We start from the raw sequence: 23,436 nt of genomic DNA on the forward strand, positions 1-23,436 counted from the left end.
CGGCGATGTCCCAAGATGTCATCGCCGCCGGAAGCTTCGTCGTACTGTTTGCCTTGATGCTGCTTCGCGTGCCGGTTGGCATGGCGATGGGGCTTGTCGGCATCACCGGCTTTGGCCTGATCACGGGGTTTGGGCCTGCCCTCAAGCTCGTCGGCCAGACGTCGATGCGAACCGTGACGGACTACACGTTCGGCGTCATTCCCATGTTCCTGCTGATGGGCGCGTTCGTGACCAACTCCGGCATGAGCCGGGAACTGTTCCGCGCCGCCAATACGTTCATCGGCCATCTGCGCGGCGGGCTCGCCTTCGCGACGATCGTGGCCTGTGCTGGCTTTGCCGCCATCTCGGGCTCATCGGTCGCGACCGCCGCGACCTTCTCGACGGTCGCCTATCCCGAGATGCGGCGGGCGAAATATCCGCGATCCATTGCGGCCGGAACCATCGCCGCGGGCGGTACGCTGGGGGCCATGTTCCCGCCATCGACCGTCCTGGTGGTCTACGGCATCATCACCGAGCAGGACATCGCGAAGCTGTTCATGGCGGGCGTCCTCCCGGGTCTCCTGGCCGTGGGGATGTATCTTCTCACGATCGCGCTCATCGGCTTGGTCCGGCCGGAACTTGTGCCGGCCGGCCCGCGAAGCTCCAATTCGGAGCGTCTAGCCGCCGTAAAGGACGTCTGGGCCCCTTTGTTGCTCTTTCTGTTCGTGATGGGCGGCCTCTACGGCGGATTGTTCACGCCCACGGAAGCCGGCGGCATGGGTGCTAGCGGCGCGTTCATCATCGGCGTCGTACGCGGGAAGCTTCCGCGAAAGGCAATCCTGGCGTCCCTGCTGCAGGCGACACGGACGGCGGCGGCCGTGTTCACCATTTTGATCGGCGCCTTGCTTTTCGGTTACTTTCTCACCATCACCGGAACACCCCAGCGGATCACCGAATTCCTCACCGGCCTTGGTCTGGCTCGCTACACCATCCTGATCTTGATCCTGGTGATGTATCTAGTTCTCGGCTGCCTGATGGACGCCATGGCGATGATCATCCTGACGGTGCCGATCATCTTTCCCGTGATCGTAGCACTGGGGTTCGACCCGATCTGGTTCGGCGTCATCATCGTGATGACGGTGGAGTTGGGTCTCATCCATCCTCCGGTGGGCATGAACGTCTTCGTCATCAAGAGCGTCATTCAGGACATCAGCTTCTCGACGATCTTTCGAGGGGTTGCGCCTTTCATCGTCACCGACCTGATCCGCCTGGTGATCCTGGTCGCGTTCCCGGTGATCGCCATATGGCTTCCGAGCCGAATGTAGACTGCCTTCATCGACAGGGGGCACGACGGCCGGCGTACTCGAGAGGCGGAACAGCTATCGCAGACTGACGAGGCCCGTGGGCCAGATGGAACTGAACATGCAGAGAATAGACAATGGAATTTCGGCTTCAAACGGCGTGTCGATCGCGAGGAGACCAAACTCCAGCCCGATCGGCCATGTCGGCTTCGCCGTCGCGGAGGCGTTGAACAGCCTCAACGCAGCAATCTGCTTTGGCGTATCTGGTTCGACCAACTACTACGTCTGCGAGGCCCTGGGGCGACTCGGCGTCCGCTACATCGCCGCAGGACATGAATGTAATGCGATCGCGATGGCAGACGCATTCGCGAGGCATAGCGGAAGACTGACCCTGGCCAGCGTTCATGCAGGGCCGGGTTTGACCAATGCGATCACAGCGATAGCGGAAGCGGCCAAGGCCAGAACGCCCCTTTTGGTACTTGCCGGCGACGTTGCAGTTGGAGATGTCCTCTCCAACTTCCACATCGATCAAGATGCGCTCGTCCGATCGGTGGGAGCCGTCCCGGAGCGGCTTGGATCGGCCGCATCCGCTGTCGAAGACGTCGTCCGCTCGTGCGAGACGGCCATACGCGAGAGGCGGACCGTGGTGCTCAGCATGCCGCAGGACATCCTGCAGTCGCCGGCGCCCCCCGTCGCCATTCGCCTCCTTGAGCGGAAACCGCCAGCGGAACCGGACAGCGGGCTCGTTCATGAGGTGGCCCAGCGGCTCGTCGCGGCAAAGCGGCCCCTCATCCTGGCCGGGCGAGGAGCGGTCATCGCCGACGCAGGCCAGATCCTTGGCCAACTGGCTGCGGAGGTCGATGCCTTGCTGGCGACCACCGCCCGCGCACACGGGCTCTTCGCCAACGAGCCATGGTCTGTCGGCATCATGGGCGGGTTTTCGCCACCGGCAATGGCCGAGCTGATACGTCAGAGCGACATCGTGGTCGGGTTCGGCGCGACCTTTACCCACTGGACCACCCAAGCTGGTCGGCTTATCGCCAGCGACGCCACCGTGATCCAGATCGATTCCGATGTTTCACGGCTCGGGTGCCAGCGCGGCGTCGATATCGCTCTATTGGGCGACGCGCGCGTCACCGCGGAAAAAATTCTACACGCCGCCCAGGAGTTGAAAAGGGGTGGTGTGAAAGGATGGCGAAACGAGATGACCGCCACGGTCTTGGCAGGCCGCGAAGGCGATTTGCGATCTTATGCCGATACATCGACGACGGAGTTTATCGATCCGCGCACGCTGTGTATCGAGCTCGACGCACTACTACCGCCTGAACGCACGATCGCGAACGATGGCGGCCACTTCCAAGGCTGGCCTCCTTTGTACCTGACCGTGCCCGATGCCGCAGCCTGGTCCTTCGCGATGTCGTTCTCGTCAACCGGCTTGGGGCTGGGAACGGCGATCGGCGCGGCACTCGCCCATCCAGAACGACTTACCGTCCTGTGCGCAGGCGATGGCGGGTTCATGATGTCGCTTTCCGACCTCCAGACCGCGGTGAACCTCAAGTTGCGCATGTGCATCGTTATCTTCAACGACGCCTCCTACGCTGCCGAAGTCCATGAGTTCGGTCCGCTGGGCTATCAAACCTCCATTGCCACTTTTCCGGTCACCGATTTCGCAGCCATTGCCCGGGGGACTGGTGCGGCAGGCACGATCGTGCGCACGAAGTCTGATCTTGCCGACCTTCGCCAATGGGTGGGGCAAGGCTGCAACGGGGTTTATCTAGTCGATGCACGGATCAATCCGGACCTCGCGGCGGACTGGTTTTCGGAGCTTCTAAGGCAGAAGCATGCGCATTGAGGTCAGTCCCTGCCAGGCCTCGAGCACGGCCTGCGCCAGCGCCATGCCCGAGGCCTCCCGTGGCCTGACAAAAGATTCGCAAAGACCGTCGATCGGACGCGACCGGCTGCCATGCTCGCGATTAAGCCGGATAAGCGCACGTCCGTGATCGGCAACGCTTGTCAAAAGTTCGCTGAGAAAGACCTATCCATGCGATCATTCCGAATCCCGGATCCGAAAGACCATTCGAAGGCCGAGCTGGATGGAGCGCATATGGGGCTTCGAATATTACGCGAAGAGTTCGCGTGAGCTGATGCTACGTCCCGAGCATTCGCACACTTCACCTGCAAGGCTTGCGAGGCCTTGTTGCGAAATGCACCCGAAAATCGAGCGCAAAAAACCTCTCCACTCAGTATGCTTCGGCCATCTTGGCGGATGGAAGGCCCGTTCGCAGCTATCGAAGCGGAGCTAAGCATGTCGTTCCCGGGCTCAGGTCTATTGGACTCGATTGAGATCGTAGATGCCCAAGCGCGCTCCGCTGCCATACGTCGAGCTCGCGCTCGCGGGGTTCGGCTTCCGACCTTTTCGCAGCTGGCAGGCATCACTCCGATACCAGCTGATATAACTGCAAACCTTCAGGGCGTGGATCCCGATGCGCCCGAATCGGACAATCTCTGGCGGGTCAATTGGTTCAACGCGGAGGATCGCAGAACAATTGCCGGACTTCCTCGGCATTTTGTGCTGCCGAAGGCATTGACGGGCGTTGATGCGCCAATTGTGGTGATGGTTGGGGCCCATTTTCCCATGATCGGGGCGCATAAAGTGCTCCCGGCTTACGCCGGTCTCGTGACCAAGCTTGTGTCCGGCAGATTCGACCCGGAGCGCCATCGCGCAGTTTGGCCCTCGACTGGGAATTACTGCCGCGGCGGCGTTGCGATCTCCCGGATACTCGGTTGCGACGGATTAGCCGTGTTGCCGGAGGGAATGAGTCGCGAACGCTTTGAGTGGTTGGAAAGGTGGGTCGCAGATCCGTCCCACATCATCCGCACGAAAGGCACCGAGAGCAACGTCAAGGAAATATACGACGCATGCCATACCCTTGAGCTCGATGACAGCAATGTCATCCTCAATCAGTTTTCCGCATTTCCTAACTACATGGCTCATTACCTCTGCACTGGGACGGCGTGCGGAAAGGTGTTCGAGAATTTCGCACGAAAGGCCGCGGGCTCCCGATTGGCAGCTTTTGTCGCTGCTACCGGCTCGTCCGGCACCATCGCCGCCGGCGACTACCTCAAGGCGGTGTACGGCACACGGATCGCCGCGGTCGAAGCTCTAGAATGCCCGACATTACTCGAAGGCGGTTACGGAGAGCACAACATCCAAGGCATTGGCGACAAGCATGTGCCCTTAATACATAATGTAATGAATTTAGATTATATTATCGGCGTATCTGATCAATCGACCAACGCATTAAACGTTCTGTTTAGAGGTGAGTCGAATCGCACCGCGTTGAGAAAGCTCTTGGGTGTCCAACGATCTGATCTTGTGAGTTTTGATAACGTTGGCATCTCGGGCTTCGCCAATATCGTCGCTTCCATCAAACTCGCGAAATACATGGATTTTGGCCCCGACGATGTCATCGTCACGATGGCTACTGATGGCGCTCAACTTTATGAGAGCGAAGCGGCAGCTATGATCGAGAGGCACATTCCGAAAGACATCCCACAGAATGACTTTCACGCCATGCTTCGGCGTTGCCTGCATGAGCCTGTGGCAGACTCAGTAATCGAAACGACGGGGCGCGACCGACGCAGAGTTTTCAATCTTGGCTACTACACCTGGGTCGAGCAGCAGGGCGTGAGCGTCGAGGACTTCGATGCACGCCGCAGCCAAGCTTTCTGGAAGGGAGTCGCCAGCTCCTATCAAGCCTGGGACGACTTGATCGAGGACTTCAATGCGGAAGTTGGACTGAACTAGCACTACTTTGGCAGATTCTTAGAACTGAACCGGCGGTGGCAGTCCGGACATCGGTTTCGGGCGGCCGTTCGAGTGCGGCCATGGTAGCTGCGTGGATAGCCGGAAGGGTTGGCTAGGGCGGCGGGCCCTGGATTCTTTTTTCCCGCTTCGCCTGCTTGAGGCGCAGGCATTGAAGGGAGGAATAGGCTCATGGTCATTGAGCGCGTGCCGGTGCAGCCCCCGTCCATGATCGTCCCTCGAAGTGGTCGAGGCCAAGGTCCTTCTTCAGTTGCTGATGCGCCTGCTCGCAGATCCAGCGCGGCTCGATGACGCCGGCCAAGCGCTTGAGTGACGTGTCGGCGGGCAGGTTAGAGAGGCAGGTTACACAAGCCTCCTCTCCCGCAGTGTTGCTGTCCCATGTCGCCGAACCTCTTGGGCAGCTCGTCAGCCAACTTGATCCGCATGGCGGCGAAGCGGGCCTTCAGCGGCCCCTTGTGCCGCGCCGCCACTCAACGTGCGCCAGGGCGCCGCCGCCAGCGTCATCTCCACCGATATCGACTTCGCGTCGGGCACGTGTTCTGCGCGGGCGGCCGCGCCCGGCGACGCGAAAGATGAAGTCAACCGGATAGACCTTCTGGCGCGCCCCAATGCCGACGGCCCAGGCGAGTCTACAGTCGCTCAGACCCTGCCGGAACCGCGCGGAGAGGCCATAACCGGTATCGGCCAGCACGCAGCCGAAGCGCAGACTGACAGTGCGTGCCCGGTCGATCTCAGCGAGCGCATCTCGGGCTTAGTCCGATAGTCTCGGTGACCGTCCGGCACGCCGGCCCGGCCCAGTCGCGCGGGATCGCTCGTCGAACTCTCGGGCAGGATCAGCCGCAACCCCACCATGAAGGGAACTTCGCCGGAAGCCAGCGTCAGCGACACCAGTGTCTGGCAGTTGGCGTTCGCTGCCGCCGCCGCCGCTTGGCGAAGATGCACCGCCAGCCATTACACCGCCAAAACGACGCGTCCTCCTTGCATAAAAAGTGTCACCTTGCTGAACTGAGCTCCATGAGCGGCATACATCCCAAACACCGCCAGCACGGGTTCGGGCGCAATCGCCAATTGCGGCGGCAGTTCCACCGCGACTGTTTTGGGCTCGCTCTCACCCAAAAAGCTTGCCCGCTTCGCGACTTCCCCAAAACATGTCAAAGGCATAGGCGGGCTCTTCCGATGAATGAGACGGACAATATGGTGGATGTGTGAGGACCATGGACTTGGACTCGTCAGAATCCATAGGCTGAACACTCAAGCAGGGCCGAGAATGCTAGCGCATTGCCCCCTAAGTCCCATGCCCACCAGAAGGCGGACTACTCGTCCTCATCCTTCGGCAAGCTTATGGCCATGGAGACTTTGACCCGATCCGTCACGACTAGAATTTTAAAGTGCTTGATATTTTTGTCTTCGAAGAAGAGCCTTTTTATCAGCTTCTCATAATACTGCATAGTCGTCACGGTAATCACCAACATGAATTCAGTTTCACCAGCAACATATCAGCACTGCTGCACTTCTGCCGCTGAAGAGAAAAATAATTTCTTCGCCTCAAGGCGGTCGATACGCTCGTTCTCAATTTCAACCTCTACCAGGACTGTGATTGGGTTCCCTAATGCTGCTGGGTTCAGGATCGCCTCGTTGCCGGAGATGACACCACCCTTTTGCAAGCGGCTGATGCGCCGCTGCACCGCCGCTGTCGAAATGTTCACGAGTTCACTGATCCGACGCTGCGGACTCGAGTTGTCGGGCTGAAGGATGTCGAGGATCGCCAGATCATGACGATCCAGATCGCGCGCACAAAGTCTTCGGTTATCGGTCATGGAATGGGACAAATCTGCGGGCTTCACTCAACAATAGAGGCGTTTTCCCGCCCAGACGCAATATCTTACTCGCGCTGAACCTTGGCCGGCCGGAGGGCGGCCGGCCAGCGTTTGGCCGCTCGATAAGGAAAAGGGATAAATGACCTCGATATTGCGACACAACCTCCCGAGCATGCCGCCTTCCGTCTCGCCCAGCAGCCATGCTGTGGAAGCGGACGGGCTGGTGTTCCTGACTGGACAGTTTGGTCGAGATCTGAAGGATCCAGAAGCGCCTCTTCCACCCGGTATTGCTGCCCAAACCAGGCGGACGCTCCAGAACATGCGTTCCTGTTTGGCTGACCTGGGCCTGGACATGCGAAATGTCGTCAGCGTTCGCGTCTTCCTCACTGAATTCAAGCGCGACTACGACGAGATGAACCAAGCTTACGCTGAGTTCTTTGAAGTAGAACACCGTCCAACACGGACGTGTGTTGGCGTAACCTCCATCGTTCGCGATGCACTTGTGGAGATCGACTGCATCGCAAAGCGTTAAAAACAAACCTCAAAACAAGAAAGTGTAGGAGCGGAATATGGCCCAACCTTCGGTTTCATCGCGCCTAGAACCTCTCGCCGAAGCCGCACCTAGAACCGCCTAAAGCTGAACGACGGGCCGGCAGTTGGAGAGCACCATGCACGACATCCCCATGGAGAAGAGACTGGATCTCAGCGATCCGGCCATGATCCGGAAATCCATTCGGGCGCGCGCCTATCGTGGATATACCGCAGGCCTCGCACCCGCACGCGTTCAGGCGAACATCTGCATCTTGCCGCGTTCCCACGCTGAGGATTTCCTTCTCTATTGCCAGAGGAATCCTCAGCCCTGCCTGCTCCTGGCTCGATCCGATGTCGGCGACCCGTTTCTTACGCCTCAGTTAGCCGTCGCTCATGCACGACCGCCGCTGTGCGTCACGCACGCTCCCTCCAGCATGCTGGTCACTGACCTCAGAAACGCGAGCCTCGCATCCTTCTGACCGATCGAATGAAAGCCAATCATGAGAAACTTTGAACTTCCAGGCCGGTCCGAGGCGTTTGGCGTCAACGGAATGGTGGCTACCACCCATCCCCTCGCCTCGATGGCCGCGATCGATGTTCTGCGCGGAGGCGGGAACGCCATCGACGCTGCGGTGGCTGCCGCCGCGGTTCTCGCTGTGGTCGAACCAAGCCAGACCGGCATCGGCGGGGATTGCTTTGCGCTCATCAAGCGCGAGGGCAAGCCCGTTGTCGCCATCAACGGATCTGGTGCCGCGCCCTCGAACATCGATGTCGAGCGCCTGCGGCAAGAACACAAGGCTGTGCTGCCCGGCGATAGCGTGCATGCCGTTACCGTCCCTGGCGCGCTGCGCACATGGGAGAAGCTCGTCCAGGATCACGGTAGCCGAGAGTGGGCCGGCCTCCTCGCGCCTGCAATAAGCGCCGCGGAAAATGGCTATCCGGTAACGGAGCGGCTCGCCCTCGACTGGACTAGACAGACGGAGAAGCTCTCGAAGCTGACAGACACAGCAGCGATTTTCCTTCCGCATGGCAGGGCGCCGTCGGCTGGCGACGTACACGTGCAGCGGAATCTTGCGAAGGCGCTTAGAGAGGTTGCCGCGTCGGGGGCTTCCGCCTTCTACGACGGCTGGATCGCTGAAGATATTGTCGCCTCGTTGAACGCGCTGGGAGGGTCTCATCGCCTGCAGGAGCTCGCCGCTTTCGAGCCGCGTTACGAGACCCCGATTTCCGCTGAATACAGGGGTCATCAGCTCTGGGAATGCCCGCCAAACGGGTCCGGCGTCACAGTGCTTGCGATGGCAACTCTGCTCGATCGCTTCGATCTGTCCGCACTCGATCCGCAATCTCCCGAGCGATATCATATCCTGGCCGAAATCGCCCGGATCGCTTATGCGGAACGTGATGTGTTTGTTGCCGATCCGGACAAAGCTCCGGTGCCTCTCCAGCACCTTTTATCTGCTGGACGTGCAGATGCGCTTTTCCCACGGATTTCAAATTCCGGCCGTATCAGCGATCTGACCCCGATTCCGACTCCAGAACACAAGGACACCGTTTTCCTAACGGTCGTTGATAAAGACCGCACTGCGGTTTCGTTAATCAACTCGATTTTCGATGATTTCGGCAGCGGCATCGTCTCTTCCAAGAGCGGGGTGCTGTTTCACAACCGGGGCTGCGGGTTCGTCCTCGAGGAGGGGCATCCCAACGTCCTCGCGCCCGGTAAGCGGCCTCTGCACACCATTCTGCCCGCGATGCTGACGAAAGATGGTGAGGTGGAATTGGCCTTTGGGGTGACCGGCGGTCACTTCCAGCCGATCGGCCAGATCCAACTCCTGTCCAACATCCTCGATCATGGGATGTCCGTGCAGGAAGCGATCGACGCTCCCCGGATTTTTGCTCGGGGCGACGTGCTCGACTTTGAGCACACCGTGCCCGAGGCCGCGCTGGCGCGGCTCCGAGCATTGGGTCACCGCCCAACCCCGGCCCCTAACCCGCTCGGAACCGCCCAGGCGATCTTCATAGACCGAAAGCGCGGCCTCCTTCGGGGTGGAGCGGATCCGCGCCGCGACGGCGTAGCCCTCGGATATTGAGATCAGGACCATGACAGCAGTTCTCAACGACAAGTTCAGCCTTCATCTGCATTCCCGGCCCGTTCGCACTGAAGCCTACGGCACCCAGGACCGGACTGAGATCCTCAGCCTCGCGGCCTTCGACCTTGCCCGCGAAGAGATCACCTCGTGGCCGGGGTATCACCAACGGCCATCCTGTCTGAGCATCTTGCGAAGTTGAACGGTCAGATCAGCTTCACGGCGGTTTGCGACGAGGTGATGTTCGGCACCCGGGGCACGGAGGCAATTCTGCGGGAGCAGCCTGGCTTGGCAGGCGACTTCATGATCAGCGCCGAGGGCCCGGGCTATATGGATCTGGCGGTTGCCGAGAAGGGGCTGCTCTGGGTCGATGTCGAAGTAACTGGACCTTCCGGCCACTCATCCCGCGCACTGCGGAAGGAAAGCGCGGTTGGCAAGCTCGTCGCGTTTATGACCGAGATCGACAAGCTGAACGACGAGTATGCGGCGCTTCCCGCTGAACTGGACGGCGTCTCTGGTAACGAAGACAACCTGGGGCTTCGCCTTTCGGCAAGCGCCGGCGTAGTTGGTGCGGGCACCGTGCGGAGCCTAATGGCACCCATGGCGTTCGCTCATTTTGATTTCCGGCTACCGCCGGGTATCCCGGCTTCCAACGTAAAGCAGCGCCTGCTGGCGCTCGCAAACCGGTTCGAAGGAATTCAGCTGAGTTACCCGAAGGAGTGGGATCCGAACTGGGAGCCCTCCAACAGCCGATACGCCTCCCTCCTCTCCGACACGATCGCAACGGTCCGTGGGTCGGCTCCGCGGATGGTGGTTCGCCTCCCGGGTAGCGATGCTCGACATTGGAGAAACCGGGGCGTGCCGGCGATTTGCTTTGGCCCTAAGCCAACCCTCTCCGCCGGAGTGGACGACTACCCCAATGAGCAAGATGTCGTCGATTGCGCGAAGATCTACGCCCTCGCTGCCCTCAAGCTCATGGCCTCGGTATAACCTGCGGTCCTGACACGCAGCCGCTTCAGCGAAGCTGGATTTGAACAGACTCAGATTGGGCCGCGAGACTACCCCTGCGGGCCCTTTTCACATGAGCACATCAAAAGCGCCGGTTTATGCCGACTGCTTCGCTGTCGAGAAAATCTCCCCCAGCGCGGCCGGGTGGCGAGCGAATATTGCAAATGGCACCGAGAAAAAGAGCCCCTCGTTCGCTCAATTCAAGTAAACTCTTCATATAGCGAGCTCTTGAATGGGCTTGAACCAATAAGGGATCAAGATGATTGCTGGAATTCCACTTGGCGATCTCGCCTTCCTAGCCGTCTCGTTGGTCGCGGCGGGTGCCATTACCGGGATCCTGGCAGGACTTTTCGGAGTTGGAGGCGGCGCCGTAATCGTGCCCATTCTCTATGAAGTTTTCCGGGTGATCGGCGTATCGGAAGAAATCCGGATGCCGCTTTGCGTCGGCACGTCTCTGGCGATCATTATTCCGACCTCGATCAGATCGTACAATTCTCATCGAGCCAAAGGCCTCGTTGATACGTATATTCTCAAGGTGTGGGCGGTGCCGGTCCTGCTGGGCGTCCTGGCTGGAAGTTACGTCGCGAAATACGCTCCGCCCGACCTCTTCAAGATCATCTTTGTCGCGGTCGCGGTGGTCAGCGCAATGCGCCTTTTGTTCGCGTCGGAACGCTGGAAGCTCGGCGATGACATGCCGAGCAACCCACTGATGGTTTTGTACGGTCTTATCATCGGCGTTCTGTCCGCTCTGATGGGCATCGGCGGCGGGCAGCTTTCAAGTCTGTTCATGACTTTCTACGGCCGACCGATCCATCAGGCAGTGGCTACCTCGTCGGGATTGGGCGTTCTAATCTCAATCCCCGGAGCACTCGGCTATATCTATGCGGGCTGGCCGAAGATGGATGTGCTTCCGCCTCTTTCCCTAGGCTACGTATCGCTCATCGGCTTCCTTCTGTTCATTCCTACCAGCATCTGGACGGCACCGATCGGCGCTCAGCTGGCGCACCGGCTCTCAAAGAGAAAGCTAGAACTCGCATTCGGCATATTTCTGCTCGTCGTCGCGAGCCGTTTCATCATCTCCCTAATTGGATGATCTGGCTGCCTTCTGGCTGCCGCTCTCGGCTGAGCTTCGAGTACAACACCGCACAATAAGAATTCTTGGATACGGGAAGCGCCAATGACGGGCCAGATCACGAAAATTCTCGTCGCAAACCGATCTGAGATCGCCATCCGTGTCTTCAGAGCGGCAACCGAACTTAATATCGCAACAGTGGCCGTCTGGGCGGAAGAAGACAAATACTCGCTGCATCGCTTCAAGGCAGACGAATCCTATCAGATCGGTCGCGGGCCCCATCTCGCCTGCGATTTGGGGCCGATCGAGAGCTATCTTTCGATCTCCGAGATCATCCGCGTTGCCAAGCTCTCTGGGGCGGATGCTATCCACCCGGGATACGGTCTACTATCCGAAAGCCCGGAGTTCGCGGAAGCCTGTGCCGAAAACGACCTAATCTTCATTGGCCCTAGCCCCGAAACAATGAGGCGCCTCGGCAATAAGGTCGCAGCGAGGAATCTGGCCATAGAGATCGGGGTGCCGGTCATTCCGGCAACCGATCCCCTCCCCGACGATCCAGATGCTATTAAGAAGCTTGCGGCTGAGGTTGGCTATCCCGTGATGCTGAAGGCGTCCTGGGGTGGCGGCGGCCGAGGCATGCGGGCAATCCGTAGCGAGAGCGACCTCCTCGCGGAAGTCGCAGAAGGCAAGCGGGAAGCTAAGGCCGCGTTTGGCAAGGATGAAGTCTACCTCGAAAAGCTGATCGAACGCGCCAGGCACGTCGAAGTGCAAATTCTTGGCGACCGGCTCGGCAATGCGGTTCACCTCTTCGAGCGCGATTGCTCGATCCAGCGTCGCAATCAGAAGGTTATTGAGCGGGCACCTGCCCCTTACCTCCGCGAGGACAGGCGTACCGAGCTCTGTGGCTACGCACTGAAGATCGCTAGAGAGACCGCCTATGTCGCGGCCGGAACGGTTGAGTTCCTCGAGGACACTGATACCGAGAAATTCTATTTTATCGAGGTCAATCCACGCATTCAGGTCGAGCACACCGTGACCGAGCAGGTCACCGGCATCGACATCGTTAAAGCTCAGATCAAAATTCTTTGCGGCGAGACGATCGGCGACGCCGCGTCAGGCGTCCCCAGCCAGGAGAATATCCGGCTCAACGGCCACGCGCTGCAGTGCCGCGTAACGACCGAAGACCCGGAACAGAGCTTCATCCCCGACTACGGGCGCATCACCGCCTATCGAGGGGCGACGGGCTTTGGAATCCGGCTGGACGGCGGAACCGCGTACTCAGGGGCGATCATTACCCGCTTCTATGATCCGCTCCTGGAAAAGGTGACCGCCTGGGCGCCCACTCCTTCCGAGTGCATCGCGCGCATGAATCGCGCGCTTCGGGAGTTCCGTATCCGTGGCGTGGCTACGAACCTCACTTTTTTGGAATCTTTGGTTGGCCATCCGGCCTTCGCAGACTGCTCCTATACAACCAGATTCATCGATACCACTCCCGAGCTATTCACCCAGGTGAAGCGGCAAGACCGCGCTACGAAGCTCCTTAGCTACATCGCGGACGTTACCGTGAATGGGCATCCGGAAACCCGTGGAAGACCGGCCCCACATCCAGACGCCGCGACTCCGGTCGTACCCTTCTCTCCCAAGGAAATCCCCTCCGGAACGAAACAGTTGTTCGATCAGCTGGGGCCTGAGGGTTTCGCCGCCTGGATGCGAGCCCAGCAGCAGGTACTGATCACCGACACCACGATGCGGGACGGGCATCAGTCGCTGCTGGCAACCCGTGTGCGAAGCCGAGACATCGTGTCGATCGCTGACGCCTATGCGCGCGAACTGCCTCAACTCCTTTCGCTCGAATGCTGGGGCGGGGCGACTTTCGATGTCTCGATGCGTTTTCTCTGTGAAGATCCGTGGGAGCGACTGTCGCAGCTACGAGAAAAAGCCCCCAACATCCTGCTCCAGATGCTGCTCCGCGGGGCGAATGGCGTCGGCTATACCAACTATCCCGACAACGTCGTCACAAATTTTGTCCGTCAGGCTGCAGTTGCCGGCATCGACCTCTTCCGGGTGTTTGATTGCCTCAACTGGGTCGAGAACATGCGTGTCTCGATTGACGCGATCCGCAACGAAGGAAAGCTCTGCGAAGCAACCGTCTGCTACACGGGCGATATCCTGGACCCGGATCGCGCGAAATACGATCTGAACTATTACGTTTCGCTGGTCAGCGAGCTGGAGGCGGCAGGGGCCAATATCATCTGCGTGAAGGACATGGCTGGCCTTCTGAAGCCCCGCTCGGCCTCGGTTTTGTTCAAGGCTCTAAGGGACACAACAAACCTGCCGATCCACTTTCATACCCACGACACCTCTGGAATTTCCGGCGCCAGCGTTCTGGCGGCCGTGGAGGCAGGTGTGGATGCCGTCGATGCCGCGATGGACGCCTTTTCCGGCAACACGTCACAGCCTTGCCTTGGCTCGATCGTGGAAGCGCTGAAGGGGACAGAGCGGGATACGGGCCTGGACCCGGTTTGGATCAAGAAGATCTCGTTCTACTGGGAGGCAGTTCGCAATCAGTACGCGGCTTTCGAGAGCGATCTGAAGGGCCCGGCCTCCGAGGTCTATCTTCATGAGATGCCGGGCGGCCAGTTTACGAACCTGAAGGAGCAGGCTCGAAGCCTTGGCTTGGAGCCCCGGTGGCACGAGGTCGCTCAGACCTACCACGACGTGAACCGCATGTTCGGCGACATCGTGAAGGTTACGCCGTCATCTAAGGTCGTGGGTGATATGGCGCTGATGATGATGTCGCAGCACTTGACCATCGCAGACGTGGAGGCACCTGATCGAGAGATTGCCTTCCCTGAATCTGTCGTGGCCATGTTGCGAGGCGACCTTGGCCAGCCGCCAGGTGGCTGGCCCAAGGCCATCCAAAGCAAAGCACTGAAGTCAGAGCCCGCCATCACGGTTCGACCAGGCTCGCTGATCGAACTCACCGACTTGCCTGAGCTTCGGGCCGGTCTTGAGATGCGGCTTGGACGCGCAGTGAGCGACCAAGAGTTTGCCTCCTGGACGTGTACCCAAAGGTCTTTTTGGATTTCGTTGCCGCCCGAGGCAACTACGGTCCGGTCAGTGCGCTTCCGACCTTGTCCTACTTTTACGGGATGAAGGCCAGCAACGAGGTCCTCGTCGATATTGAGAAGGGAAAAACCCTCGTCATTCGCTGCCTCGCAATTGGAGAGCTCGACGACAAGGGCATGGTCACCGTGTTCTTCGAGCTCAACGGGCAGCCAAGGCACGTCAAGGTGCCTGACAGAGCCCATGGAATGGCGAATGTAAAGCTGCGCCGCAAAGTCGATCAGGCTGACGCTGCCCAAGTGGGAGCGCCTATGCCCGGTGTCATCTCGCAGCTAGCGGTCTCGGTCGGCCAAGTGGTCAGGAACGGGGATCTTCTGGTCTCCATCGAAGCCATGAAGATGGAGACGGCCATCCGAGCGGAGCGAGACGGCACCGTTTCCGAGGTGCTGGTGAAGGTCGGCGATCAGGTCGATGCCAAGGACCTTCTGGTCTGCGTAGGATGAACAACGACGCTACAACCGCCGCCCGACCGTGCGGCAGTTATTTCCCTGCACTAGACCAGTTGAGAAAAATGAAAATCGGCGACGACCGTGTGAGTTGCTCACCCAACTGAACGGCCATGATTGCCGTCCGTGACGCGCGCGGGCGAACGTCAGTTCTTCGTCAACAGCTCGAACGTCGGCCGACTGGAGCTTGGAGACATCAACGGCTCGGCCCAGGTGCTTACTGGTTTTCTGCAGAACCCGAACGTTGCGCCCGATTTTAGCCGCGTTTCTGCAGATTTTTTCAGATTGCTGAGTTTGCGAGAGCAAACGAACAACCGCAGCACGGGCATGTTCCAAGCCGTTCCGGATCGTTCAGCACAGCGATGCAGTCCGCGAGAGCGCGTGCCATCGTCAACCGTGCCTCGGGGCTAGTAACCGCCGTCGCACCAGCAGGAGAGAGTCTCGTTGAGCCCCTCTAAGCACATTTTCTATCGCGGGTATCGAAACGTGGAAGCTCGAGTTGGTCCGGCCATTAGAAGAGCGCGAACTTTTAGAAGACGAGCCGCGATGCAACCCAGCATCGCGGCCATCATTCTCAGCGGATCGGTGGAGAGTAGTGGAGGCCGCCCTTTTTCCACGACGCGTTTAGACCGCGATCGATCTTGAGTGGGCTGTCCTTGCCGATATTGCGTTCAAAGATCTCGTCGTACGCCCCGACCTTTTTGATGATATTATAGGCCCACTGATTGGAGAGCCCCATCGACTCGCCAATTTTCCCTTCCTTTCCAAGCAGCCGGAGGATGTTGGGATCGTTTGTCGACGAGGCAACACTGTCCACGTTCTTAGAATTCAGACCGGCCTCTTCCGCGGCATGCAGCACATGTGAGGACCACTTCACGACGTTGTACCAGGGATCATCTCCTTGGCGGACGGACGCCGCGAGAGGCTCTTTCGACAGCGTCTCCTCGAGGACAGCGTGCTTTTCGGGATCGGGAAGCTTCGAACGGAAAGCGTAGAGGACCGACTTATCCGTGCTAAAGGCGTCGCATCGACCGGATGCGTAGGCCTGCAGAGCCTCTTCCTGCGTGGAATACGCAACGATCTCGTTCTTCAGACCGTTTGTCCTGAAAAAGTCCGTCAGGTTGAGCTCTGTCGTCGAACCCTGGTTCGTGCAGACGGTCGCCCCATTCAATTCCTTGGGACTGTTGATGACGCCGCTACGGACCATGATGCCCTGGCCATCATAATACGTGACGGTGGCAAAGAGACTGCCGTTTGTCGTCTCACGACCGAGCGTCCACGTGGTCGTCCCGAAAAGGACGTCCACCTCGCCCGATTGGAGTGCAGTGAAGCGAACCGCCGGCATGAGAGGTACGATCATCACCTTCTCGGGATCGCCGAAGATCGCGGTAGCGATTGCTCGACAGAAATCGATTTCGAGCCCCGTGTGGCGGCCATTGGAGTCAGCAATGCTGAATCCAGGCGTCCCCACCGTCGAGCTGCATTTGAGCTGCCCACGGGCCTTCACATTTTCAAGCGTCCCCGCCTGAAGATCGCCAGCAAAAGCCAAGCAGGACACGGCTGCCAGATTCGCAAGTGCCTTGAACATTCATTTCCCCAGTCTGTTAAGTGATTGTTTTAGCATCGCTGAAAGTTGCCTCCCGAAGCCGACGTCGCGAATTCCAACGTCCGGCTCGGCAAGTGACCAGGAACGCAACCAGCCACGTGAGCAAATTGCTTAAGTGTTCTTCTAGACCAGGGACGCGACCCAGGATCTTTGGTCTTAGTTGCTTTAAAGATAGGACGCGCAGCCCGAGCGATGCGCTCTTTTTCAGGCCAGGCAGCGCATCAATTCATCTGAGAACGCCGCCACGATGAATTTTGGTTCCACGACCAGTTATTTCCATTCGGTCCGCATCGCGAATGCGGCAGAAACGCCTACACCTTAACGGCAAGTAGGAGAAACGCGCGTTCACGCCGAACACGGGGCTACGGCCAACGGACCTCCCCCGTCAATGAAAGCGTTGCTCATTGGCAACGCGGCATGGTGACTATCAAGGCTAGGTGCCCTTCGCTGTCCCGGTGCTATGGCCATTGTCAGCGCCGCCTGCTTTTCGGATCTACGGCAATACGGATGCCGTCACCAAGCAGGTTCACTGCCAGCACCATAGCCGCCAACGCTATGCCCGGCGCAAAGACGGACCACGGCGCAACCGGAAGATAGATCCTCGAGGCAGAGATCATATTTCCCCAACTCGGAATCTCAGGCGGCACTCCTGCGCCCAGAAAGCTCAACCCCGCCTCGGTGAGGATCGCGTTGGCGCAAACATATGCGCTTTGCACGATCAGCGGCGCGACCGTGCTCGGCAGGATGTGCCGCAGCAATATCCGAGGAGTGCGGGCACCGGCACAAACAGCCGCTTCGACGAAGGGCAGTTGCTTGGTGCTGAGAACCACCGACCTGACCAGACGAGCGACACTGGGAATCTGAGGAATCATGATGGCGATCACCAAGATGCCAATGCCGCCCCCGCTAATCGCAACCATAGCGATGGCTAGGAGGATCGTAGGAAGCGACATGACGCCGTCCATCAACCTCATGACGATGGCATCCACGCGGTGGCTGTAACCCGCCAGAATGCCGATGATTAGGCCGAAGATGATTGCGCAACCCGCGGAAGCCAGCCCTACGAGCAATGACACGCGGCCACCAAAGACCGTTCGAGCGAAAACATCGCGTCCCAGGTGGTCCGCGCCTAACAAGAGCTCGCTAGAAGGCTTTTGCAGCCTTCGAAATGGGTCGAGCGCCAGCGGATCTCCTGCAATTAAGGGAGCAAACACGGCCAGCGCGATCAGGGCCACCAAAAGCAGTGTGCCGATGACGAGTTTGGGATTACGCAGAGCGACCTTCCAGCCAATGAATTTGAGGCCCGGTTCCTGAGGGCCCAGCTCTGATAACCCGTTGCTGGATGCCATCTCTCAGTACCTGATGCGAGGGTCGATCAACGAATAGGAAAGATCGATGAGGAGATTGATTAGGACATAGGCTCCCGAGCAAAGCATCAACACGCCCTCGATAATGGGGTAGTCGCGATTGTTGATGGCATCGACAATAAGGCGCCCAATTCCCGGAATGTTGTATACGGTCTCGGTAATGACGACCCCGGATATGAGGTAAGCAATACCTAGTCCAATGACCGTAAGCACGGGAACGCCGGCATTCTTGAGTGCATGCGTGAAGAGGATCGTCCTTTCCGGGACTCCCTTCGCCACAGCCGTACGTATATAATCATCCGACATAACTTCAAGCATGCTCGACTTTGTTATTCTGGCAATTAGAGCGATATAACTCAAACTCAATGTGATCGTCGGCAATATTAACTGCGTTATCCATCGCACAGGATCTTGCTCGATGGGCGTGTATCCTTGCACTGGAAACCATTTGAGACCAATTGCAAACCAGTAAACAAGGAAATATCCGGCAACAAACACTGGAATTGAAAATCCGAGCGCCGAGAACAAGGTCAAAGATTTATCGACTAGGCCTTCCGGTCGCCTGGCAGCTAGCACGCCATAGATAACACCCGTCGAAATCGATAAGATCAGGGTCAGGGCGGACAACGAAATCGTTGGTTGTAAACGCTGACCGAGCAGGGTGAGAACTGGCTGCTCGGAGAATATCGAATTACCCAGCTCGAGATTTACGATATTCCAGCCCCAACGCATAAATTGAACGACCAGCGGGTCATTCAGACCCAGCTTCGAGCGAATTCCTGCAATGACCTCAGGTGTCGCAGTATCACCAGCTATGATTGCCGCCGGATCGCCCGGCGACATTCTTAGAAGTAAAAACACAAACAACCCGACGAGGAGCATTACTAAGGCCGTCGACATGAGTCGACGGATCAAGTAATTCAGCATCCACGTTAACCCTTTTTAACATTCCACATCGGAATGACTTCCGGAATATGGATGAATCCGGAAATGTTCTTGCGATAGGCAACGGGCGACTGCCTGGTTCCGATATTCACGGCTCCGACGAAATCCCACCAGCGTGCTTGCATCTGACGGGCGAGAGCCTTGCGCTCGTCGAGCGACGCGGCGTCAGCGTACTTGCTACGCAGCGCTTCGTATTGATCGTCCTGAGGCCAGCCGTACCAAGCCTTCTCTCCATTCGCGAGAAGGAACGAGGTGGTTAGCGGCTCTCCGTGGGAATAATCGGAGTCGAGCGAAATGAACATGCTCCAGCCGCCTTCGGCTATAGGCTGCTTGTTCGCACGGCGTGTTACGACCCCGCCCCAATCGCTAGGCGCTAATTGAGCATTCACCCCTGCTTTACGCAGGATGGATGCGAGGTACTGGGACGCGTTATCCTGCCATGGGCTGTTCGTAGGTTGCAGGATGACGACCGGCTCCCCCGCGTAACCCGAATCCTTGAAGAGCTGCCTGGCCTTTTCGAGATCGCCGCCCGGCTTGTACCAGCCAGTGCTTTCGTCGTTGCTGATTGGGTTATTGTTGCCAAAAAGCGACTTGACGGGCTTGTAGTACCTGGGATCGGCAAAGGCCGCCCTCATGAACCCTTCCTGGTCAACAAGGTAGAGCAGGGCCTGGCGGGCCTTCACATTGTTAAAGGGCTTGTGGAGGAAATTCACCCGAATGTACGCGTCATCACCGCCCTTATCGAGAATGTCGACTTTGATGTTCGGATCCGCCTCCAGGACGGGAAGCAGGTCCATGGGTAGCCGTTCTAGGTAGTCGATCTCACCAGCTTGGAGTGCCGCCATCCCGGTCTGGGAGTCAGCGATATACTGCCAGACGATGCGGTCGACCTTCACTGCCTTCCCGCCGGCCATTCCGCTCGGAGGCTCGTTTCGGGGAACGTAATTGGGGTTGCGGTCGTAGGTGAAGCTCACGCCTGGTTTCGCCAGAGCCTTGTTGAAGATAAACGGTCCGGAGCCGATATTATCGGAAACCTGTTCCGTCCCCGGCCGTTTCGCATCCTTCTCGCGCATCACGAACAAGCACGGGGTAGAAAGCTTGGCCAGGACGTCGATCAGGGCCCCAAATGGCTCCTTCAGTTTCACCTCGAAGGTCTTATCGTCCTTCTTGGAGATGTCCTGGGCGCGAGACATAACGAGCTGCCCGCCGGCGTCGACCTCTCCCCATCGGCGAATTGAGGCAACACAATCGGCCGCGGTGACGGGCGAGCCGTCATGCCAGCCCAGCCCGTCCCGAAGCTCGAAGGTGTACGTCTTCTTATCCTCGGAGACGTCCCATCGACCCACCATTTGTCCCTTCGCCTGGTAGTTCTCGTCCAGACCGAACAAAGTGTCGTAGATCATCGCGCCGTGGTCAGCGGTGATATTGGCGGTCGTCCATACCGGATCAAAAACCCGCAGGTCCGTGGACTTGACGACATTCAGCGTTCGGGAGGCAGGGACATTCTGGGCGCGAGCGCCGATGGAAAAGTAGCCGCCTGCGGCAACGGACGCGCCGCCGATGAGAACGTCACGGCGAGAAGCTTTCATGGTCCTATCCCCTTATTGTTTTGTGGTGACCGAATTTCACTTCGCCCGGTGGGCCGGCAGGTCCGGAAAAGCGTCATCCGGAATCGGATCCAGGAAGGGCGTCTCTTCCAGCAGTCGTCGGTGCTCCTCCTGGACACGCCGACGCAGCTCGCCATCCTGAATGAGCTCTAGCCCGGTGCAGGCCATCGCTTTCGCAGCGTGCTCCATGCCCTTGTGGGCGGCTGGCGACTTTCCCTGCGCAGTAATCTGCCAGGAGTGTCCGGGCGTTCCGATAGCGTGCGTCGCCCCGCGCATTTCGACGGTCGGCACGATCCAGCTAACGTTTCCGACATCGGTGGAGCCAACCATAGTCGGCGTCGTGTTGCGCGGCGGCACGAGTTCGTCGGCCAGAGAGACATCGACTTTCGGCTTCAGACCGACGTTGGCATAAGCGGCTTTGACGTCTGCTGTTGAGAAGGTTTCTTGGATCTTTTGCGCGAAAGCACGGTCCTCCTCCGAAAATTGAGGCGGTCCAAGTCGTTCGATCTGACCGAACAGCGCGTGCTCAAGGGTTTCGTTGCCCAGCATGCTCGCCTCGCCTGTAAGGACGCGATGGCTCACGGATGTTTCGGTCATCATCGCGGCCGCTTCAGCGATTTTCATGACGCGAGCGACCAGGCTCTTCAGCTCAACAGGGTCGCCACCCCGAACAACGTACCGGACGGTTGCTCGGGCTTGGACGACGTTCGGCGCATGCCCGCCCGTATCGGTCACGGCATAGTGAATTCGTGCCCGGCTCGGCATGTGCTCACGCATGTAGTTTACGCCTACATTCATGAGTTCGACGGCATCCAGCGCGCTCCTTCCCAGATGCGGTGATGACGCGGCGTGGGACGACTTTCCGACGAAGTTGAAGTTAATCTCGTTGCAGGAGAGGGTTATCGGATTTCCAACCCCCACGAACGACGAGGGGTGCCAGGTGATCGCTGCATCGACGTCATCAAACAGACCCGCGCGGGCCATGTAACCCTTGCCGGAACCGCCCTCCTCGGCGGGACAGCCATAATATCGGACTCGACCAGGGAGGCCCTCCTTTTCGAGATAATCCTTGAGCGCCACCGCGGCTTGGATTGAACCAACTCCCAACAGGTTGTGCCCGCACGCGTGCCCAGGGGCTCCCTGCGTAGTCGGAGCATGCTCAGCAATACCTGCCTCCTGGCTATGATCGGGGAGCGCGTCGAACTCTCCCAGAAATGCGATAATGGGGCCTTCTGATCCGGCCGTGGCCATGATCGCTGTCGGCAGTCCCGCAACACCTCGCTGGACGTCGAACCCTTCGACTTCAAGAGCAGCGGGCTGGACCGCTGAGGAGCGGTATTCCTCGAAATTTAGTTCAGGTGTGGCCCATATCTCGTCGCTCAGGTCGAAATACTTCTGCTTCTTTGATTCAACGAACTTCCAGATCTCGTCGGAGTTAGGTGCATCAGCCATTCGAGCAACCTCGCATCAAGCAAAAAGATCTCACCACTGCAATTGTATTGCCGAGCCTCAAAGTTTGCCGCCGGATGAATTAGATTATGAGATTGATGCGATTTTTGCGCTTGAATTTTGGGTTAGATTCGAAACAATTCCTCAGCCAACCCTGGCGGAGAGAGCGAATTTTGCATTCCAGCAATATATATAATAGTTATGCCACTGGTTCTCAGGGTCACTTTATAATCCCAGCTGCCACAGCATTCCGTTCGGCTGGGCAGCTTATGGGGTGATCTTGTGATGGTTGTAAGTCGGCCCCACGACTAGAGATCGGGATCAGCCATCGAGGGCACTCCCGTTTCGCCATCCCAGTGTTGCGGGGATAATCCGCGCCCTCGCGCTCAGTGCAGGATCTGGCTGAGGAAGAGCTTCGTGCGCTCGTGCTGCGGGTTCTTGAAGAACTCGTTGGGCTCGTTCATCTCGACGACCTGGCCGGCATCCATGAAGATGACGCGGTCGGCGACCTGACGGGCAAAGCCCATCTCGTGGGTGACGCAGAGCATGGTCATGCCCTCATCGGCGAGCGAGACCATGGTGTCGAGCACCTCCTTGACCATCTCGGGATCGAGCGCCGAGGTCGGCTCGTCGAACAGCATGATCTTCGGGCTCATGCAAAGCGAGCGGGCGATCGCGACGCGCTGCTGCTGGCCGCCCGAGAGCTGGCCTGGATATTTCAGTGCCTGCTCGGGAATCTTGACGCGCTTGAGATAGTGCATCCCGATTTCCTCGGCATCCTTCTTGGGCATCTTGCGGACCCAGATCGGCGCCAGCGTCAGGTTCTCCAGGATCGTCAGATGCGGGAACAGGTTGAAGTGCTGGAAGACCATGCCGACATCGCGGCGGATCTCGTCGATCTTCTTGAGATCGTTGGTCAGCTCCGTGCCATCGACGATGATCTGGCCCTTCTGGTGTTCTTCCAGTCGGTTGATGCAGCGGATCATCGTCGACTTGCCCGAGCCTGACGGGCCGCAGATCACCAGCTTCTCGCCGCGCTCGACCTTCAGGTTGATGTCGCGCAGGACATGGAACTCGCCATACCACTTGTTCACGCCGATCATCTCGACGGCGATGGCCGTATTCAGCGAGGTCTGCTTCAGCGCAGCGGGACGCGAGTCGGTGGTCTTCAAATCTGCCATTGCCATGATCGTGGTCCCTCTCAACGTTTTTGGCCGGCGGCGAGGCGCTTCTCGACTGCTATCGAGTAGCGCGACATGCCCCAGCAACACA

15 protein-coding genes and 3 pseudogenes are annotated in these 23,436 nt (G+C 58.7%); 9 read left to right on the forward strand and 9 right to left on the reverse strand.

Annotated features, from left to right (window positions below; translation table 11 throughout):
• Nucleotides 1-5 precede the first annotated feature (5 nt).
• The 3 genes from C4S73_RS26595 to C4S73_RS26605 all read left to right on the forward strand — a co-directional run bounded on the left by C4S73_RS26595 (nucleotide 6) and on the right by C4S73_RS26605 (nucleotide 5,088).
• Nucleotides 6-1,304, forward strand: coding sequence for a TRAP transporter large permease (locus tag C4S73_RS26595; RefSeq protein WP_103875609.1), 1,299 nt, complete (start codon nucleotides 6-8; stop codon nucleotides 1,302-1,304).
• An 85-nt stretch (nucleotides 1,305-1,389) separates the two neighbouring features.
• Complete coding sequence (locus tag C4S73_RS26600) at nucleotides 1,390-3,132, forward strand: thiamine pyrophosphate-binding protein (RefSeq protein WP_103875610.1); 1,743 nt, start codon at nucleotides 1,390-1,392, stop codon at nucleotides 3,130-3,132.
• Between the two features lie 453 nt (nucleotides 3,133-3,585).
• On the forward strand, nucleotides 3,586-5,088 hold the full coding sequence (locus C4S73_RS26605; RefSeq protein ID WP_103875630.1) for a pyridoxal-phosphate dependent enzyme: 1,503 nt from the start codon (nucleotides 3,586-3,588) through the stop codon (nucleotides 5,086-5,088).
• A gap of 460 nt (nucleotides 5,089-5,548) precedes the next feature.
• Here the strand turns inward: C4S73_RS26605 and C4S73_RS29130 are convergent.
• From C4S73_RS29130 to C4S73_RS29025, 3 genes and pseudogenes are all read right to left on the reverse strand, one after another.
• Nucleotides 5,549-5,958, reverse strand: a pseudogene (locus C4S73_RS29130) (transposase).
• A 99-nt stretch (nucleotides 5,959-6,057) separates the two neighbouring features.
• The gene (locus tag C4S73_RS26620; RefSeq protein WP_103875613.1) at nucleotides 6,058-6,267 is read right to left on the reverse strand and encodes a hypothetical protein; all 210 of its coding nucleotides are present in this window, start codon (nucleotides 6,265-6,267) and stop codon (nucleotides 6,058-6,060) included.
• A gap of 335 nt (nucleotides 6,268-6,602) precedes the next feature.
• Nucleotides 6,603-6,923 carry an Lrp/AsnC family transcriptional regulator gene (locus C4S73_RS29025; RefSeq protein ID WP_342210598.1) on the reverse strand — a complete coding sequence of 107 codons (321 nt, stop codon included), beginning with the start codon at nucleotides 6,921-6,923 and terminating at the stop codon, nucleotides 6,603-6,605.
• Between the two features lie 139 nt (nucleotides 6,924-7,062).
• On the opposite strand from C4S73_RS29025, the gene C4S73_RS26630 reads away from it, so the two are divergent.
• The 6 genes and pseudogenes from C4S73_RS26630 to pyc all read left to right on the forward strand — a co-directional run bounded on the left by C4S73_RS26630 (nucleotide 7,063) and on the right by pyc (nucleotide 15,187).
• Nucleotides 7,063-7,455 (forward strand): RidA family protein, encoded by a 393-nt coding sequence (locus tag C4S73_RS26630; protein ID WP_103875614.1) that lies wholly within the window; start codon nucleotides 7,063-7,065, stop codon nucleotides 7,453-7,455.
• A 136-nt stretch (nucleotides 7,456-7,591) separates the two neighbouring features.
• Nucleotides 7,592-7,825, forward strand: a pseudogene (locus C4S73_RS26635) (hypothetical protein); the annotation flags it as partial.
• Between the two features lie 129 nt (nucleotides 7,826-7,954).
• Nucleotides 7,955-9,541 carry a gamma-glutamyltransferase gene (gene ggt / locus C4S73_RS26640; RefSeq protein ID WP_103875616.1) on the forward strand — a complete coding sequence of 529 codons (1,587 nt, stop codon included), beginning with the start codon at nucleotides 7,955-7,957 and terminating at the stop codon, nucleotides 9,539-9,541.
• A gap of 147 nt (nucleotides 9,542-9,688) precedes the next feature.
• Nucleotides 9,689-10,528: a M20/M25/M40 family metallo-hydrolase gene (locus C4S73_RS26645; RefSeq protein WP_103875617.1), complete on the forward strand. Its 840-nt coding sequence runs from the start codon at nucleotides 9,689-9,691 to the stop codon at nucleotides 10,526-10,528.
• A 277-nt stretch (nucleotides 10,529-10,805) separates the two neighbouring features.
• Nucleotides 10,806-11,639: a sulfite exporter TauE/SafE family protein gene (locus tag C4S73_RS26650; protein WP_103875618.1), complete on the forward strand. Its 834-nt coding sequence runs from the start codon at nucleotides 10,806-10,808 to the stop codon at nucleotides 11,637-11,639.
• Between the two features lie 84 nt (nucleotides 11,640-11,723).
• Nucleotides 11,724-15,187: pseudogene (gene pyc / locus C4S73_RS26655) on the forward strand (pyruvate carboxylase).
• Nucleotides 15,188-15,764: 577 nt separating this feature from the next.
• Here pyc and C4S73_RS26660 read toward each other — a convergent pair.
• The 6 genes from C4S73_RS26660 to C4S73_RS26685 form a co-directional block, all read right to left on the reverse strand.
• The gene (locus C4S73_RS26660; protein WP_103875619.1) at nucleotides 15,765-16,778 is read right to left on the reverse strand and encodes an amino acid ABC transporter substrate-binding protein; all 1,014 of its coding nucleotides are present in this window, start codon (nucleotides 16,776-16,778) and stop codon (nucleotides 15,765-15,767) included.
• A gap of 488 nt (nucleotides 16,779-17,266) precedes the next feature.
• Nucleotides 17,267-18,145, reverse strand: coding sequence for an ABC transporter permease (locus C4S73_RS26665; protein ID WP_103875620.1), 879 nt, complete (start codon nucleotides 18,143-18,145; stop codon nucleotides 17,267-17,269).
• 3 nt (nucleotides 18,146-18,148) lie between these two features.
• Nucleotides 18,149-19,090 carry an ABC transporter permease gene (locus C4S73_RS26670; RefSeq protein WP_103875621.1) on the reverse strand — a complete coding sequence of 314 codons (942 nt, stop codon included), beginning with the start codon at nucleotides 19,088-19,090 and terminating at the stop codon, nucleotides 18,149-18,151.
• Nucleotides 19,091-19,095: 5 nt separating this feature from the next.
• Nucleotides 19,096-20,697: an ABC transporter substrate-binding protein gene (locus tag C4S73_RS26675; protein ID WP_103875622.1), complete on the reverse strand. Its 1,602-nt coding sequence runs from the start codon at nucleotides 20,695-20,697 to the stop codon at nucleotides 19,096-19,098.
• A 36-nt stretch (nucleotides 20,698-20,733) separates the two neighbouring features.
• Nucleotides 20,734-22,167: a M20 family metallopeptidase gene (locus C4S73_RS26680; RefSeq protein WP_103875623.1), complete on the reverse strand. Its 1,434-nt coding sequence runs from the start codon at nucleotides 22,165-22,167 to the stop codon at nucleotides 20,734-20,736.
• 383 nt (nucleotides 22,168-22,550) lie between these two features.
• Nucleotides 22,551-23,267 carry an amino acid ABC transporter ATP-binding protein gene (locus tag C4S73_RS26685; RefSeq protein WP_103871891.1) on the reverse strand — a complete coding sequence of 239 codons (717 nt, stop codon included), beginning with the start codon at nucleotides 23,265-23,267 and terminating at the stop codon, nucleotides 22,551-22,553.
• Between the last annotated feature and the right edge of the window lie 169 nt (nucleotides 23,268-23,436).

Source organism: Allobosea lathyri, assembly GCF_900108245.1.
GTDB classification, from domain to species: domain Bacteria; phylum Pseudomonadota; class Alphaproteobacteria; order Rhizobiales; family Beijerinckiaceae; genus Allobosea; species Allobosea lathyri.

What these genes read in the sequence shown, in the direction of transcription:
- C4S73_RS26595 (WP_103875609.1), top strand. Translation starts at nt 6, where the DNA reads ATGTCCCAAGATGTCATCGCCGCCGGAAGCTTCGTCGTACTGTTTGCC.
- C4S73_RS26600 (WP_103875610.1), top strand. Translation starts at nt 1,390, where the DNA reads ATGGAACTGAACATGCAGAGAATAGACAATGGAATTTCGGCTTCAAAC.
- C4S73_RS26605 (WP_103875630.1), top strand. Translation starts at nt 3,586, where the DNA reads ATGTCGTTCCCGGGCTCAGGTCTATTGGACTCGATTGAGATCGTAGAT.
- C4S73_RS26620 (WP_103875613.1), bottom strand. Translation starts at nt 6,267, where the DNA reads ATGCCTTTGACATGTTTTGGGGAAGTCGCGAAGCGGGCAAGCTTTTTG.
- C4S73_RS29025 (WP_342210598.1), bottom strand. Translation starts at nt 6,923, where the DNA reads ATGACCGATAACCGAAGACTTTGTGCGCGCGATCTGGATCGTCATGAT.
- C4S73_RS26630 (WP_103875614.1), top strand. Translation starts at nt 7,063, where the DNA reads ATGACCTCGATATTGCGACACAACCTCCCGAGCATGCCGCCTTCCGTC.
- ggt (WP_103875616.1), top strand. Translation starts at nt 7,955, where the DNA reads ATGAGAAACTTTGAACTTCCAGGCCGGTCCGAGGCGTTTGGCGTCAAC.
- C4S73_RS26650 (WP_103875618.1), top strand. Translation starts at nt 10,806, where the DNA reads ATGATTGCTGGAATTCCACTTGGCGATCTCGCCTTCCTAGCCGTCTCG.
- C4S73_RS26660 (WP_103875619.1), bottom strand. Translation starts at nt 16,778, where the DNA reads ATGTTCAAGGCACTTGCGAATCTGGCAGCCGTGTCCTGCTTGGCTTTT.
- C4S73_RS26665 (WP_103875620.1), bottom strand. Translation starts at nt 18,145, where the DNA reads ATGGCATCCAGCAACGGGTTATCAGAGCTGGGCCCTCAGGAACCGGGC.
- C4S73_RS26670 (WP_103875621.1), bottom strand. Translation starts at nt 19,090, where the DNA reads ATGCTGAATTACTTGATCCGTCGACTCATGTCGACGGCCTTAGTAATG.
- C4S73_RS26675 (WP_103875622.1), bottom strand. Translation starts at nt 20,697, where the DNA reads ATGAAAGCTTCTCGCCGTGACGTTCTCATCGGCGGCGCGTCCGTTGCC.
- C4S73_RS26680 (WP_103875623.1), bottom strand. Translation starts at nt 22,167, where the DNA reads ATGGCTGATGCACCTAACTCCGACGAGATCTGGAAGTTCGTTGAATCA.
- C4S73_RS26685 (WP_103871891.1), bottom strand. Translation starts at nt 23,267, where the DNA reads ATGATCGGCGTGAACAAGTGGTATGGCGAGTTCCATGTCCTGCGCGAC.